This is a genomic window from Methylomonas sp. 2BW1-5-20 (assembly GCF_052474515.1).
Genome location: NZ_CP184127.1, coordinates 2,308,609 through 2,323,414, shown reverse-complemented (window position 1 = coordinate 2,323,414; position 14,806 = coordinate 2,308,609). Strand labels below are relative to the sequence as shown.

The window sequence follows — 14,806 nt, the reverse complement described above, 5'->3', positions numbered from 1 at the left end:
CGGCCTTCAAGATCAAATTCAATGGAATTTTTTGTTCGGGCCGAGCAATTCGAACATCTGTAAAAACTCTTCGTCCACTTGCTCCATAATCGTCGCTATATGTTCTCGGCTTAGGCGTACCAGTTTTAAGGACTGATTAGAAAATTCCGCAATAGCGGTGTTGACGCCGTCGGCAAACCGGCCGCTATCGGCTAGGCGCGCTGCCATATGCAATAGATGAGCGTCCAATTTATGCACTTGGGCTTCCGCTGGGGCCAGATAGCAGCCTATGGTTTCGTACAAGGATTCCGGGAGTCCCCACGATTTCAATAACTCCCGTCCGACGTCCGCATGGGTAAAACCAATCAAATCCAGTTCGAAATCCGGTAGTAATCGCCTGTCATGATTGGCCGCTCGTAATACGCTTAGATATTGCTCTGGCATATTTTGACTCAACACCAGCGAACCGATGTCGTGCAGCAAGCCTGCAATAAATAGGCGTTCACTATGCAGCACCGCGCTTTGCTTTGCCAGCAAACGCGAAATTACCGCGCAATGCATGCTGCGTATCCAGAACGAGGTCATATCGATCAATTCACATGGGATATTGCTGAAACGATCCACTACGGTGGTGGCAAGCACTAAATTGGATAAATCGTCGATGCCAACTACCGCGACGGCTCGAGAAATAGTATCGATTTTGGCTTGAAAACCGTAGAAAGGGCTATTGACGACCCGTAACAAACGTGCGCTTAATGCCGGGTCTTTTGCAACAACCTTGCCGATGTCGGCTAGCGAGAAACGCGAATCGCGGATCATTTCGCTGAGTTGAAAATAAATGTCGGGCAGGGAGAACAGTTCGGTCGAGCCGGCGATTAATTGCTTGACAGCGGCCGTTTTCAATTAGCTTTTCCGATACAGCGATAGTACATGCTGCACATAATTACGGGTTTCAGGATAGGGTGGTACGCTGTTATTGTATTTCATCACCGCGCCTTCGCCGGCGTTATAACCCGCTACCGCCAGGGTTAAATTGGAATTGAACATCGCCAGCAAGTCTTTCAAATAACGGGTGCCGCCATCGACATTCTGCTCGGCATCGCGCCTATCGGTAACGCCGTAGCGGCGCGCCGTGTCGGGCATTAGTTGCATCAAACCCACCGCGCCGGCCGAGGATACGGCATTGGGGTTATAGGCCGATTCGGCTTGAATCACTGCGTGCAGTAGTTTTGGGTCTATTTGATGCTTGGCGGCGGCTTTGGCGACTAACTCGTTGAATTTAAGTTTATTGCCAGACATGAATTTTAGATCCCGGTTATAGGTGCGCGGCCGGGTACGGATGATCAAGCGGTAATCGAAACCTTTTTTCGGCTCATCGGTGTAATACACGTGACCGCTAGGGTCGGTATATTTAAAAATATCCGCCGCCGCGTCCGTGATCAATCCTAGGGATAAAGTGGCGATCAGCAGTGGTTTCATCGCAATCACCTTTAACGAATTCAACTCACTCAGTGACGCTGATCAGGCTGGCAGCTCGAACCGCTTTGGCGCGTGCATCATCGATGTTGTCGGCCGTGGCGAGTGCCACACCCATACGCCTCGTTACAAAAGCTTCCGGTTTGCCGAACAGGCGAATCTCGGTATCGGCGACAGCCAGAGCTTTATCCAGGCCATGATAGCTCACGGCTTTGGCGTCTACGCCGCCCAAAATCACCGCGCTGGCGGCGGTTTTATCCAATGCGGTATTGACCGGCAAGCCAAGAATGGCGCGGGCATGCAAATCAAATTCGCTTTGCCGCTGGCTTGCCATCGTGACCATGCCGGTGTCATGTGGCCTCGGGCTGACTTCGCTAAACCAGACTTGGTCGCCGGCAATAAACAATTCCACGCCGAACAAACCCAAGCCGCCCAAAGCAGTTGTTACTTTGTCGGCGATTTGTTGAGATAACGCAACGGCTTTGCTGCTCATCGCCTGCGGCTGCCAACTTTCCCGGTAATCGCCGTTTTCCTGACGGTGGCCGATAGCTTCGCAGAAATAGGTTTGTACTTGGCCGTCAGAATCCAAGGCTCGCACCGTGAGCAGTGTGATTTCAAAGTCAAACTCTATTTTGGCTTCGACGATAACCTTACCTGTGTCTGCGCGACCGCCGGCCTTGGCGTAATCCCAGGCAGCTTGTAACTGGTCCGCGCTTCTCACCATGGATTGGCCCTTGCCGGACGAAGACATCGTCGGTTTGATAAAGCAGGGGTAGCCGATGCCGCCATCGACGGCGGCTTTTAGTTGTTCGAAGGTTTCTGCAAATGCGTACTTCGAGGTTGGTAGTCCGAGTTCGGCCGCAGCCAGTTCGCGGATGCCCTCGCGGTTCATCGTCAACTGAATTGCTCTGGCATTGGGTACGATGTTGGTTTGGCCTAGGGCTTCAATCTCCGCCAGGGCATCGGTAGCAATCGCTTCAATTTCGGGGATGATGTAGTGCGGTTGTTCACTGGCGACTAGGGTTTTTACCGCTGTAGCGTCGGTCATGTCGATCACGTGGCAGCGGTGTGCGACTTGCGTGGCCGGTGCGCCCGCGTAGCGATCGACGGCAATCACTTCCACGCCGTAACGTTGTAGGGAAATGGCGATTTCTTTGCCTAATTCGCCGCTGCCTAGTAATAAAGCTTTGGTGGCGCTGACGCTGTCAGGGGTGCCTATTTTCATGATTTTGCTAAATAGTTATCGATGTCTTGTTTGGAAAAACCAATTTTTTTCGCCACCCGGTCGGCGTGGCTGACTCTGGAAATACCGGCGATCAATTTAAAAGTCGGCAAGTCGTCTGCAAATTCCACTTGTTTGGGCACGGCGATTTTTCTCTTTACGAATACATCCACCAATTGATGGTTGTGGGTAATTAAAATGGTGCTGTTGCCCTTGCGGTAAAAACCGTCCAGGACGTCGATAGACGACTGCATCTTCTCTTCAAAGGTAGTGCCTTCCGCCATTTCGTCAAGCACCACCAAGCTTTTTGCGGTGCTGGTCAGGAAAATATCGCGGGTGCGTTTCAGTTCGGTACCGAAACGGCCTTCGCCGTCGTCGAGGTGACTGATTTCCGGGCATTGATAGAATATCCTGTCGGCGACGCTCAAGCTGGCTGCCTGAGCAGGTACGAAACAGCCGATCTGCGCCAGCAATTGAATCTGGGTGACGGTTTTGCAAAAAGCGGTTTTGCCGCCGCTGTTGGGGCCGGTTACGCACACCAGACGCTCGTCGTCCATACTAAAATCGTTGCCGACATAGTCCGGATTTTTCTGACCCAGTACCGGGTTCTTTGCGGCGACCAGCTTGATATTGTGACGTCCGCTGGCGTTTAGGTTCGGCAGAACCATCTCGCTACCGTAATCTTCGGCATATTTTATAAAGGCGAGCAATTCGTCGAGTTGGCCCAGGCCGTCCAGCATGTCGCCGAGCGCCTGCGAATTTTTATAGATGTTGCGTAGCGGAATGATGCAGTTGTCTCGGTCGTAACCGCCGATTACCGGAATATAAGCCAAGGCCAAAGGCAAGAAAAACACCGAAGCCACCGACAAACCGTCGCGGGTGACCTGGAACATATCTGTGGGGAAAATCTGCATCAAGCCCCAGATCGCCGCAATTAACAAACCGATCAGCATCGGCTTGAACAGGGTCGGCCGGAAGATCGTGGCAGGGGAGAACGAATTTTTGCGTTCTTCCTTGCTTTGCAGGCCTTTCTCGCTGTTGTAGACCGGGCCTACCATCAGTGAATATTCGTTGCTGTGCGAAAAATTGCCGATTTTTTCGAATACGCTTTGCAGATAAGGGCTTTGCGGTTTACCGGAGTTGTAGATCGCGCCGACCAAATTCAATACGACGCGTACGCCACGTACATATTGTTTGTAGCCGTAACCTTCGATTTGATTATCCTGGCGCGCGGTGCCGAAGCCGCCCAGAAATTCGCCGAATAATAATAGGTAGAGCCGGTTTTCCGAAGCGGCGGCATCGGCGACGATATTTTCGACATTGGCGCGCACATCCGGATTGTCTTGAATTTCCCGCACCGCCGCTTGTTTGGCGGCTATCGCCTCCAGATTGTCCAAGGGTTGGCTGAGCGAACGGTACAGCACGGTTTTTCCGGCGGTGGTGCTGGCATAGTTCACGTAATCGAACAGCTCGTCCACTTCTATCGTGTTAAACGCGCCCTGATCGATCACGCCGTCACCGGTAGGTAAGGGTTGGCTTGTGCGTACCGCCGGCCATTCGTCGTTCCAGCTTTGTAAGATGTTTTGTTGCATGTTGCCCCCCGGATTATGTAAGCCGCGCTTTATTTAGTGCGCGTTTTTGATTAAATCAAGCATCACCTCGACATGAGCGTCGCTGTCGTTTAAACACGGAATGTAACGATAACCCTCGCCGCCGGCTTCCAAAAAAACTTCTCGGTTAGCAATGGCTATCTCTTCCAGCGTTTCCAGACAGTCTACCGAGAATCCCGGACAAATCACGTCCACGTTTTTGATGCCTATTGTCGGCAATTCCTGCAAGGCCTCCACACAATAAGGTTTTAGCCATTCGGCTTTGCCGAAACGCGATTGAAACACCAGTTTCCATTGTTGCTCGTTCAGTCCCAATTGCTCGGCGAGCAGGCGACCGGTGGTTTGGCATTGATAAAAATACGGATCGCCCCATTCGGTGAGCTTGGCCGGCAAGCCGTGGAACGACAGTAGCAACAATTCGGCCTGGCCGTTGGCTTGCCAATGCTGACGCACAGATTGCGCCAAGGCTTCGATGTAACTTGGGTGTTGATGAAAGTCGCTGATGAAATGCAGGCCGGGCATGTGCCGCCAGCTGACGAACTCTTCGGCAACCACGTCGAAAATCGAGGCAGTTGTGGTTGAGGAATACTGCGGGTACAAGGGCAGGATGACGATTTCGTGGACGCCTTGCTTCTGAAAGTTTTGCAATTTCTCCCGTAAGGCGGGTTTGCCGTAGCGCATTGCGCAATCGACTACTAAATGCGCGTCGGCGACTCCTGCCAAGTCCTGCAGTTTGGCGGTCAATTTCTGAGTGAACACGATCAATGGCGAGCCTTGCTCGGTCCAGATCGATTGGTAAGCGTGCGCCGACTTTTTCGGCCGAAAAGGCAGTACGAATAAATTGAGGATCAGCCACCACAAAGGGCGGGGCAGATTGACTACGCGCGGGTCGCCGAGAAACTCGCGCAGAAAACGGCGCACGTCGCCGGTTTTGGGAGAGGCGGGCGAACCCAGATTGACCAGCAATACGCCGGTCTTTTTTGCGCCGGTTTCGGTCATGATTATTTACGGTTGATCAGGTTTAGAAATTCGGAGCGGGTGCTGATTTCTTCTCTGAAAATCCCTAACATCACCGAGGTAGTCATTACGGAGTTTTGCTTTTCGACGCCGCGCATCATCATGCAGAGATGTTTCGCTTCAATGACCACCGCTACGCCGCGGGCATCAATGGCCTGCTCCACCGCCGTGGCGATTTGCCGGGTCAATTGTTCCTGAATTTGCAGGCGGCGACCGTACATATCAACGATCCGTGCCAACTTTGATAAGCCTAGAACTTTGCCTTTCGGCAGGTAACCGATGTGGCATTTACCGATGAATGGCAATAGATGATGCTCGCATAGCGAATACAGCTCGATGTCTTTTACGATCACCATGTCTTCGGTATCGGCCTGAAAAATTGCGCCGTTCAGTACTTCTTCCAGGGTTTTTTCGTAACCGTTATTCAGGAATTTAAAGGCTTTCGCGGCACGTTTCGGCGTGTCGCGCAAACCTTCCCGATTCACGTCTTCGCCTATTGCTTGAATGATTTTGGAGAAATATTCTTCCATTGCCGCCCCCGAGTAAAAAAATGTCGTGAGTATACAGCATCAAACTGTAAATTCTAAGGCGTCCAAAACCACCTGGCTGCCGGCTCCGAAACGGGTGGCATTTTCGCTGAGATGGCGGCGCCAGGCCCGCGCGCCGTCAACGCCGTGAAACAAACCCAGCATATGGCGGGTAATACAATGTAGCCTGACCCCTTGCTGCAATTGTTGTTCGATATACGGTAACAGCGCCAATACCGTTTCCTTCCGCGATTTGATCGGATGTTCGTCGTTGAAGATGAGTCCGTCGACTTCGGCTAATAAGTAAGGATTATGGTATATCTCGCGGCCCAGCATTACGCCATCGACTTTTTTCAACATATCGAGCGAAACCTCCAAAGAATTAATGCCGCCGTTGATGACGATTTCCAGTTTTGGAAAGTCTTGCTTGAGTTGGAACACCACATCGTAACGTAGAGGCGGAATGTCGCGATTTTGCTTGGGCGATAAGCCGGATAGCCAGGCTTTACGGGCATGCACGATAAAAGTCTCGCAACCGGCTGCCGCTACAGTACTTATGAAGCGCGTCAGTTCTTCATAAGAGTCGCGGTCATCGATACCGATCCGGGACTTTACAGTGACCGGTATAGATACCGCCTGTTGCATAGCAGTTACGCATTCGGCGACCAGCTCGGGTTCGGCCATCAAACAGGCGCCGAAGCGGCCGTTCTGTACCCGGTCGCTAGGGCAGCCGACATTCAGATTGATCTCGTCATAGCCGTAAGCGGTCGCGATCCGGGAACACTCAGCCAGATCGGCCGGATTACTGCCGCCGAGTTGGAGGGCGACCGGGTGTTCTTCCGCATTGAACTGCAGGTGCCGGTCGCGGTTGCCGTGCAAAATTGCGCCGGTGGTGACCATTTCCGTGTATAGCAGGGCGTGTTGCGACAGGGTTCTATGGAAATATCGGCAATGCGGATCTGTCCAATCCAGCATGGGGGCAATCGAGAATCGGCAGGATGGTCTATTGTCGGCGTTGCGCCGTTCATGGTCGCGGTCAGCGGTCATTTAGGGTTTTAGTAGTTAGGGAATGCGATTTAAATATCAAGGTCCAATTATACTGTGCCGGGCGCAATAAAAATCGTCCACACTTGCTTGGCAGGAAAGAAGACTTTAAACGGCGAGGTATGAAATGTGTTGTTGGCGCGAGTGCGCGAGCAAGAATGGAATGCTCAGTCGGATTTATCCGTATAAATTTTTTCGACTAAATCTTTAAACCAGCGCGGGCGGAAAATGACCACGTACAAACCTATGCTGCTGGTGATGGGGACAGGGCCAATACTGAACAGTATCAACACGATGAACAATGCCGCACATTTAAATCTGGTAAGACTTGAAGAGTTCATGCCTCAACGCCGATTCCAATTGATTCCTAACGCTAACATGTTGCTAATGGTGTGGCTAGCGAAAGCGATGTATTTGGAATGTTTGTTCGTCTGCTAAAGGGCTGCGGTGCTTGGCGGCCGGCTATCTTCTGATTTGTCCGCGCGGACGTTTTAATTTTACCCAGAGTGCCGAAAACACTTATTTATATTGCTTGCCGGCTTTGTTTCCAGACAGGTTGGGAATGCATTTGCGATCCACTGGCTTGGTATGAAACCGATTCAGAGTGTTGCCAACGGGCTGAACCAGTGCCTGGGTGGCGGATTTGATTGGGCGTGAGGCCAGGGTGTTTATTATTGCTAAGCTTTCCAGGCATTGGTTCTGATTCGGCGAAGGGGCTGCGGGGGCATTTTGCGTCGCCAGAAATACGCCGATAACGATCAGTAAAAAACTTATGCCGCAACGTTTTAGTTCGCGTATACAGGTTTTTAGGATTTCTTCAGAGTTCATACGTTTGTCTCCATGAGTGTGAGGTTGAGAAATATCCAGCAGGGTTGTCCGTTTGGGGCTGTCGTACCATCGGCGTGTGTGATTTCGGCGTGACCGGCCAAAACCAGCAGCCAACTCTTGCGCAAACGCAATCGGAACAAATTTGTAGCTAACCACATCTTCTGGTCGCAAACTGCGTGATGCGGCCGGACTTATAACAAAACAATCCTTAAACCAATCTGAAGCGATTTTTTTCGACATGATTTTTTGCATGCATCTCTTGGTAAATTTCCAAGGCTTCGCTACGCATGTGTTCGCAGAATGCGCATAGATCGCCATTTTCGCTGTGTAATTTTTCGTGAGCCGACAATAGATCGCCGCATCTTTTACAACGAGTAATTTTATGGATTTGCATGGTGATCGCCTCGTAATTGGAATTAATGGAAATTTTTATATCCGGCCCTCTTCAATCGGAGGGATGTGCTATCTATCGCAAAACGGGTGCCACCATTGAGCTTGCTATGGACACTAATTTGTAACTACTTGTTTGTGTAATATTTTATGAAAGAACAATCTTGGAACGGAGTGAAAAAATACACACTGAATTGTTTATTTCAGCACTAAATATCGTGCCGATTACGAAATGTCGTACAAAGCGATAAAATGCGCCGATGAATTAGATGTATCAGAGGTTTTCGTGAGCTGCCGATCACTCATGTCCTGAGTTTACGTGTTGGTGCCTACCGGCCCAGTATCGGATGTGAGCGGCCCTCGACATAACGGACAAGTTAACGGTATCGGATTTTTGTTTGCACGACGGTCGGCGGGGATTGAAGAAGGCGTTAATAATCCTGAGTTACTTCAGGTTGTTGGGGCCGCTCCTAGTGAATTGGCTAGTGAATAGGGTAATTGCTCCGAGATTTCTGGTACTAGGTTTTGCGGTCTGGTTTTTGACGAAATGTCGTCAACTATTCCGAGAAATGTGATACATTTCTCTTTAATTGCATCGCGAGGTTATTCCCGCTTAACTTAGGTAGTGTCCGTATCCTACCGATTAAATGCTAGAGAGCAAGCATGCGGCAACGATACTATCCAAGCCTATTTCAAACCCTAAGCGGCATCGGCGTTTATTTTTTCTGCGGACTCATGGCGGCAATGCCTGCTACGGCTGTGGCAAGCGGCCACGCGGGCCATATGTCCGGGGACGATGCCAGTGGGTTGCCTGGGGATTTTCTATTGTTTCCGGCCGTGACCGGTATCGTGCGTTTCGATCAAGAACCGCAAAAAAAACTCAGCAATAGCGATGTTATTCCCGAGCTTAACATGTTTTACACCATGGACTATCAACGCTTTCGTTTCCTCGGCGAATGGCTGGTCAGCACTAAAACCCATAATCTGGAAAGATTCCAACTGGGCCTGCATGCGGGGGATGAAGCTACTGTCTGGCTAGGACGTTTCCATAACCCGATTGGCTATTGGAACATGCAATTCCACCACGGCGGGTTTTTACAGACCACGATTACTCGGCCGGGCATTATGGCCTTCGAAACAGCCGGCGGCGTGATACCCAACCATTTAACCGGATTTTTATGGGAAGGTTTACACGAACTGGGCGAAGGCGGACTGTATTATACGGTCGGAGCCGGCGCCGGACCGCAAATCAATAAAGGCTTGGAAGCCTTTAATCTTGTCGAACCGGGGGGCTCGCACCGGCCGGGAGTGTCGTTCCGCTTGGGCTACCAACCCATCAGCTACGGTATCGATGAATTCGGCGTGTCCGGGGCCTATAACCAAATACATTCCGACGAGTTGGCCGTGAAAAACGTCAACCAATTTGTGGCTAGTGCCTATGCCAACCGGCAAATCGATTCGGTGCGTTTGTTAAGCGAGGTCGTCTATCTCAACAATACGCTGGAAAGTCCGTTGGGCGGCAAAACCCACGACGACTTTCTCAGTGCCTACGGGCAAGTCGAATGGCAGCTCAATCCGACATGGACCTTGGTGGGGCGGGTTGAAGGCACCTTTGGCGCGCGTAACGATCCTTATCTGGCAATGTTTCCCAAATATGTGGAGGACAGGTTTCTGGGCGGCGTGCGCTTTAAACTCAATCACTCCAACGCGTTAAAGGTCGAGGCCTCTAGAGATCACTTGCGGAACGATCACTTCGGTCAGGTCATGTTTCAATGGAGCGCGGTGTTTCCATGAAAATCGTGCGCGTTCTCGGCATCTTTGGCTTGCTGTTCTTGCTCGGCGCGCAGAGTCTTAGGGCCATTACCCGCCATTCTTTGGTGTTAGCCACCAGTTCCCACTCGTCGATACCCGCTTTAACCGTACAGGAAGCCAGAAAGCTGTTTCTCGGGGTACCGCTGGAGAAGGGCGGCGAACATCCGGTACCGTTGCTGAATATCAGCGATCCCCTAATTTTCGAAGTATTCCTGCAAAAAGTGGCCTTTATGTCGGCCAATACCTATGAAAGCCAAACGATATCGGTGGTATTCCGCTTGGGCGGTAAACGTCCGGAAAGCTATAACGATCTGAAACACTTGGTGGACGCATTGCAGCAAAATCCGGGTACGGTGACGTATTTGTGGGAGGATCAGGTTCAGGCTAATCAAGGTCTTAAAGCGGTTAACGTGTTATGGCAAGGAGCCCTCGAATGAGTCGGTTTTTTCACAGTTTTAACGGCCGGATGATCCTGGCGGTGGTCGGTATACATTTGTTGTTGGTGCCGGTGTTGTTGTTCGGGATTTATCGGGTGATCAAGCCCAGTTTGGAATCGCAATTCGTCAATTATGTCAGGTCGGATGCCTTACTATTCAGCAGTCTGGTCACGCCAAGGCTCGCGCCGGCCAAGTCTGCCGAATTGCAGGGTTTATTGGGCGAGTTCCTGCTGAACGGCCGCTTGGCATTTGCGGAAATCGCCACCGAGACCGGCATTATCCGCGCCGATATCGAGCTCAACGCCGAGCAGCAATTTCAAGAAGATTTTTTCTTTGGCGAACACGACGACGATATTTATTTTCTGGCTGTGCCCATCGTCAGTCCCGAAGACGGCTCGTCGGCCATGTTAAGGCTAGGGTACGACGAAAGGCAGATTCAGCGGGACATCGCGACGATTTATCAGCGTAGCGCTTATTTCGTGGCGATCTACATGGGTTTGACGCTATTGGTGGTCGGTTTATTCGGCCGCAAACTGGTGTTGCCGTTGGAACGCTTGCGCGACGAAGCCGAGCAAATCGCCGCCGGCAATCACACCGGACAATTCAATTCCGGCACTAAGATTACCGAGGTGGCGGCCTTGGCCGAACATCTGGAGAAAATGCGGCAGGCTTTGCTGTCCGCCCGCGATGCGGCGCTGCAGGCCGCCGGTGCGAAAAGCGAGTTCCTGGCGAATATGAGTCATGAAATCCGCACACCGATGAACGGTATTATCGGCATGATAGGCCTGGCGTTGCGTACCGAACTCACGCCGCAGCAACGCGAGTTTTTGGGGATGGCAAACAGTTCCGCCGATGCCTTGCTGCGCATCGTTAACGATATTCTGGATTTTTCTAAAATCGAGGCTCGTAAACTCGAACTCGACCATGCGCCGTTTAAAGTGCGCGAAAGTCTAGGCGATACGTTAAAGTTGTTAGCCGGCCATACCCACGAAAAAGGTCTGGAATTGATGCTGCGCATCGATCCGGAAACGCCCGACGATTTGATTGGCGACATCGGCCGCTTGAATCAAGTCATTATTAATTTGGTCGGCAATGCCATCAAGTTCACCCAGCACGGCGAAATTGTCGTCCAGGTTAAACCCGAGGCCGTCGACGAAAATAAAGTTTGTCTGCAGATTTCGGTGACCGATACCGGTATCGGTATTTCGCCCGATAAGCAACAGCTGATCTTCGAGGCATTTGCGCAAATAGACGCTTCTTCGACCCGAAAATTCGGCGGCACCGGTCTGGGCTTATCGATTTCTTCGCGGCTGGTCGAGTTGATGGGCGGACATTTATCCCTGGAGAGCGAGGAGCATAAAGGGAGCACGTTTTTCTTTACCGCCGTGTTCGACCGGCATAGTAAGGATGAACCCGAGGCGCCGTTCCAACCTTTGATCGATGTTAAAGGCCTGCCGGTGTTGATTGTCGATGATAACGCCATCAATTTACGGGTGTTTTCGGAAATCTTGAATCATTGGGGCATGCGGCCTACAACGGTTGATAGCGGCGAGGAAGCTATCCTGGCTTTGCGCAATATGGCTGAATCAGGTGAGGCTTACGCGCTGATTTTACTGGATGCGATGATGCCGATTATGGATGGTTTTATGGTTGCCCAGACCATTCGGGAGGATCAACGCTTTGAGCCGGTGACCATCATGATGTTGTCTTCGGCCGATCGTCCGGACGATTGCGAGCGCTGCCATGATTTGGGTATCAATTTGTATGTGCGTAAACCGGTCAAACATTCAGAACTGTGGAATGCCATTCAATCGGCGTTGGGTAAATCGGCTGCCAAAGCACCGGAAGCCTTGCCCGCGGCGTTAGCCGAACCGCCTCGCAAATTGAAAATTCTACTGGCGGAAGATAATCCGGTTAACCAATATATGGCAGTGGTGTTGTTGGAGGAACGCGGCCATCGGGTGCAAGTGGCCAATAACGGTCAGGAAGTGCTGGATTTATTGGCGACCGATGCCGAATTCGATTTGATTTTAATGGACGTGCAGATGCCGGTAATGGACGGTTTTCAGGCGACCGAAGCCATTCGGCTGCGGGAGCGCGATACCGGCGCGCACATGCGGATTATCGCGATGACGGCGCATGCCTTAAAAGGCGATAGGGAGCGCTGCTTGGCGGCCGGGATGGATGACTATATCGCCAAGCCGGTGCAAGAGGAAGATTTGTTATCAACCGTGGAGTGCTGGAATATGACGGAATCCGGGCAAGGGAACGACACCGATGGCGCGCTGGCCGTCTTGGCCGAGCCGGCCCTTGATTGGCAGCAAGCTTTGAATCGGGTCCGCGGCAGGCAGCAAATGTTATGCAAAATGATGATGCTGTTTCAGGAACAGTCGGGGCCGTTGTTGAATGATTTAGCCGATGCGATACAGCGCCGGGATGCGGATTTGCTTCGATTATCCGCCCACACGCTTAAAAGCTCCGCCAACAGCATCGGTGCCTTTCCGTTCGGCAAAATAGCCCAGCAATTGGAAACGATGGGGCACGAGGCTATGTTCGCCGATGCCGCCGCCAGCTATGAGTTGCTGCAGCAAGCCAATATTCGGCTGGAGCCGGCCATTCAAGACTATTTGTACGAATTTCAGGAATGACAGCTGCGGATAGCTCAGGGGAAATGCATGACAGATAAACGGCAGCGGGAAAAACCGTTAATTTTGATGTTGGACGATAATCCGGTTAATTTGGAAGAGTTGGCTGGATTGGTCGATGAGGCTGGGTTTGAAGTGCTCCGCGCGGAAACCGGGGAAGTCGCTTTAGTACAGGCAGTGGCGCATCTGCCCGATCTTATTCTGCTGGATGTAATGATGCCAGGCATGGACGGCTTTACCGTCTGTCAACACTTGAAAGCCATTCCGTCGACTCGCGATATTCCGGTGTTATTCATGACCGCATTGGCCGACACCGCCGATAAGTTGAAAGGCTTTCAAGTCGGTGCGGTCGATTACATCACCAAGCCGTTTCAATACGAAGAAGTACTGGCCCGGGTGCAAACCCATCTCACGCTGCAAAAGTTGAAACTGGAACTGCAAGAAAAAGAGCAGCGTCTGTCGCGGATTTTCGAGAACGCGATGGATGCGATTCTGACCTTGGATGAAGCCGGGCGGATAACCCTGTTCAACGCGGCGGCGGAACAGATGTTTCGCTGCAAGGCCGCCGACAATATCGGCCGGGCCGTTGATCGATTTTTGTCGCCCGAGCTTTATAAAACCCTAGTCAACTTTCGCAACGGGGTGCCGCCGGAGCAGGCTATTTGGGTCTCGGAAGGCTTGAACGCGGTGCGGGCCGATGAGAGTAATTTTCCGATCGAAGCGACCATCTCTCGGGTGGAAGCCATCGGGCAGCAACTTTACATTCTGATTCTGCGCGATATCAACGAACGCAAAGCCAGACAGCAGGCGGAAGCGGAATGCAATACCTTGCGCGGCATTAATCTGTATCTACAAGAAGAAGTGTTGGCCAGCCGCGACGGCGAGGAATTGATCGGCAATTCCCCGGCGTTGCACCAGGCCATGGATCTGGTGAGGCAGGTAGCCAATACCGATGCCACAGTGTTAATTACCGGCGAGACCGGCACCGGCAAGGAATTGATCGCGCGGGCGATACACAATCTCAGCGCGCGCAAAGACAAGACCTTGGTGAAATTGAATTGCGCGACGATTCCGGAGAATTTGGCGGAAAGCGAATTGTTTGGTCACGAAAAAGGCTCATTTACCGGCGCGATTGCCCGCAAGCTGGGCCGTTTTGAATTGGCGGACGGTGGCACCTTGTTTCTCGATGAAATCGGCGAATTGCCGCTGGAAATGCAGGCCAAATTGTTGCGGGTATTACAGGAAGGCGAGTTCGAACGGGTGGGAGGTACGCAAACTCTGACCTGTAATGTACGGGTGATCGCCGCTACCCACCGGGATCTGGCGCAATTTTCGCAGCAGGGTAAATTTAGGGCCGACTTGTATTACCGTTTGAATGTCTTTCCCATCAATCTGCCGCCGCTACGCGAGCGTAAGGAAGACGTGCCGTTTTTAGTGAAGCATTTCATCGATAAGTATGCGGCAAAGTTCGGCAAGAAAATCCAATCGATTCCGGAACGGATGATGGCCGATCTACAGAGCTATTTCTGGCCGGGGAATATTCGCGAGTTGCAACATATCATCGAGCGCGCGGTGATTTTAACCAAGGGCAGTCAGTTGGCCGCCGTGGACTGCGTGAATGTGATGGGTGCCGGCGCGCCTACCGCAGCGCCGATTGTCACGCTGGACGAAGCGGAGCGCGCGCATATTCTGAAGGCGCTGGAAGCGACTTCCTGGCGAATCGCCGGCAATCAGGGCGCCGCGAAGATTTTGGGCGTGCCATCCACGACCTTGCGCTCGCGGATGGAAAAGTTGGGGATCAGTAAGCCGGTCTAAAGCC

At 51.9% G+C, this 14,806-nt stretch carries 14 protein-coding genes; 4 read left to right on the top strand and 10 right to left on the bottom strand.

Annotated features, from left to right (window positions below):
* Nucleotides 1-18 precede the first annotated feature (18 nt).
* The 10 genes from ACH50O_RS10505 to ACH50O_RS10460 all read right to left on the bottom strand — a co-directional run bounded on the left by ACH50O_RS10505 (nt 19) and on the right by ACH50O_RS10460 (nt 8,097).
* On the bottom strand, nt 19-882 hold the full coding sequence (locus ACH50O_RS10505; RefSeq protein ID WP_446811964.1) for an HDOD domain-containing protein: 864 nt from the start codon (nt 880-882) through the stop codon (nt 19-21).
* Entirely contained in the window at nt 883-1,458 is a 576-nt protein-coding gene (locus ACH50O_RS10500) for a transglycosylase SLT domain-containing protein (protein WP_446811963.1), read from the bottom strand.
* Between the two features lie 25 nt (nt 1,459-1,483).
* On the bottom strand, nt 1,484-2,680 hold the full coding sequence (gene purT, locus ACH50O_RS10495) for a formate-dependent phosphoribosylglycinamide formyltransferase (protein WP_446811962.1): 1,197 nt from the start codon (nt 2,678-2,680) through the stop codon (nt 1,484-1,486).
* Entirely contained in the window at nt 2,677-4,269 is a 1,593-nt protein-coding gene (locus ACH50O_RS10490; protein ID WP_446811961.1) for a MutS-related protein, read from the bottom strand. Before ACH50O_RS10490 ends, purT begins: the two co-directional genes overlap by 4 nt.
* Before the next feature lie 33 nt (nt 4,270-4,302).
* Nucleotides 4,303-5,286: a ferrochelatase gene (gene hemH, locus ACH50O_RS10485; RefSeq protein WP_446811960.1), complete on the bottom strand. Its 984-nt coding sequence runs from the start codon at nt 5,284-5,286 to the stop codon at nt 4,303-4,305.
* 2 nt (nt 5,287-5,288) lie between these two features.
* A complete protein-coding gene (gene folE, locus ACH50O_RS10480; RefSeq protein ID WP_446811959.1) occupies nt 5,289-5,834 on the bottom strand; it encodes a GTP cyclohydrolase I FolE in 546 nt (181 codons plus the stop codon).
* Nucleotides 5,835-5,873: 39 nt separating this feature from the next.
* Entirely contained in the window at nt 5,874-6,878 is a 1,005-nt protein-coding gene (gene dusA, locus ACH50O_RS10475) for a tRNA dihydrouridine(20/20a) synthase DusA (protein ID WP_446811958.1), read from the bottom strand.
* Between the two features lie 164 nt (nt 6,879-7,042).
* Nucleotides 7,043-7,216 (bottom strand): hypothetical protein, encoded by a 174-nt coding sequence (locus tag ACH50O_RS10470; protein ID WP_446811957.1) that lies wholly within the window; start codon nt 7,214-7,216, stop codon nt 7,043-7,045.
* 178 nt (nt 7,217-7,394) lie between these two features.
* Nucleotides 7,395-7,943 carry a hypothetical protein gene (locus ACH50O_RS10465; protein ID WP_446811956.1) on the bottom strand — a complete coding sequence of 183 codons (549 nt, stop codon included), beginning with the start codon at nt 7,941-7,943 and terminating at the stop codon, nt 7,395-7,397.
* The gene (locus ACH50O_RS10460; protein WP_446811955.1) at nt 7,912-8,097 is read right to left on the bottom strand and encodes a hypothetical protein; all 186 of its coding nucleotides are present in this window, start codon (nt 8,095-8,097) and stop codon (nt 7,912-7,914) included. The genes ACH50O_RS10465 and ACH50O_RS10460 overlap by 32 nt, the downstream gene beginning before the upstream one ends.
* Nucleotides 8,098-8,756: 659 nt before the next feature.
* On the opposite strand from ACH50O_RS10460, the gene ACH50O_RS10455 reads away from it, so the two are divergent.
* Genes ACH50O_RS10455 through ACH50O_RS10440 form a run of 4 tightly spaced genes read left to right on the top strand, consistent with a single transcriptional unit; the run spans nt 8,757 to nt 14,802 of the window.
* Entirely contained in the window at nt 8,757-9,887 is a 1,131-nt protein-coding gene (locus ACH50O_RS10455; protein WP_446811954.1) for a hypothetical protein, read from the top strand.
* Nucleotides 9,884-10,342 (top strand): hypothetical protein, encoded by a 459-nt coding sequence (locus tag ACH50O_RS10450; protein WP_446811953.1) that lies wholly within the window; start codon nt 9,884-9,886, stop codon nt 10,340-10,342. The genes ACH50O_RS10455 and ACH50O_RS10450 overlap by 4 nt, the downstream gene beginning before the upstream one ends.
* Complete coding sequence (locus ACH50O_RS10445) at nt 10,339-12,990, top strand: response regulator (protein ID WP_446811952.1); 2,652 nt, start codon at nt 10,339-10,341, stop codon at nt 12,988-12,990. The genes ACH50O_RS10450 and ACH50O_RS10445 overlap by 4 nt, the downstream gene beginning before the upstream one ends.
* A gap of 27 nt (nt 12,991-13,017) precedes the next feature.
* Entirely contained in the window at nt 13,018-14,802 is a 1,785-nt protein-coding gene (locus ACH50O_RS10440) for a sigma 54-interacting transcriptional regulator (RefSeq protein WP_446811951.1), read from the top strand.
* Nucleotides 14,803-14,806 lie beyond the last annotated feature (4 nt).

Bases quoted from the DNA above. Each gene is read 5' to 3' on its own strand.
- ACH50O_RS10450 (WP_446811953.1), top strand. From the start codon at position 9,884: ATGAAAATCGTGCGCGTTCTCGGCATCTTTGGCTTGCTGTTCTTGCTC.
- purT (WP_446811962.1), bottom strand. From the start codon at position 2,680: ATGAAAATAGGCACCCCTGACAGCGTCAGCGCCACCAAAGCTTTATTA.
- ACH50O_RS10470 (WP_446811957.1), bottom strand. From the start codon at position 7,216: ATGAACTCTTCAAGTCTTACCAGATTTAAATGTGCGGCATTGTTCATC.
- ACH50O_RS10465 (WP_446811956.1), bottom strand. From the start codon at position 7,943: ATGTCGAAAAAAATCGCTTCAGATTGGTTTAAGGATTGTTTTGTTATA.
- hemH (WP_446811960.1), bottom strand. From the start codon at position 5,286: ATGACCGAAACCGGCGCAAAAAAGACCGGCGTATTGCTGGTCAATCTG.
- dusA (WP_446811958.1), bottom strand. From the start codon at position 6,878: ATGACCGCTGACCGCGACCATGAACGGCGCAACGCCGACAATAGACCA.
- ACH50O_RS10490 (WP_446811961.1), bottom strand. From the start codon at position 4,269: ATGCAACAAAACATCTTACAAAGCTGGAACGACGAATGGCCGGCGGTA.
- ACH50O_RS10455 (WP_446811954.1), top strand. From the start codon at position 8,757: ATGCGGCAACGATACTATCCAAGCCTATTTCAAACCCTAAGCGGCATC.
- folE (WP_446811959.1), bottom strand. From the start codon at position 5,834: ATGGAAGAATATTTCTCCAAAATCATTCAAGCAATAGGCGAAGACGTG.
- ACH50O_RS10500 (WP_446811963.1), bottom strand. From the start codon at position 1,458: ATGAAACCACTGCTGATCGCCACTTTATCCCTAGGATTGATCACGGAC.
- ACH50O_RS10440 (WP_446811951.1), top strand. From the start codon at position 13,018: ATGACAGATAAACGGCAGCGGGAAAAACCGTTAATTTTGATGTTGGAC.
- ACH50O_RS10460 (WP_446811955.1), bottom strand. From the start codon at position 8,097: ATGCAAATCCATAAAATTACTCGTTGTAAAAGATGCGGCGATCTATTG.
- ACH50O_RS10445 (WP_446811952.1), top strand. From the start codon at position 10,339: ATGAGTCGGTTTTTTCACAGTTTTAACGGCCGGATGATCCTGGCGGTG.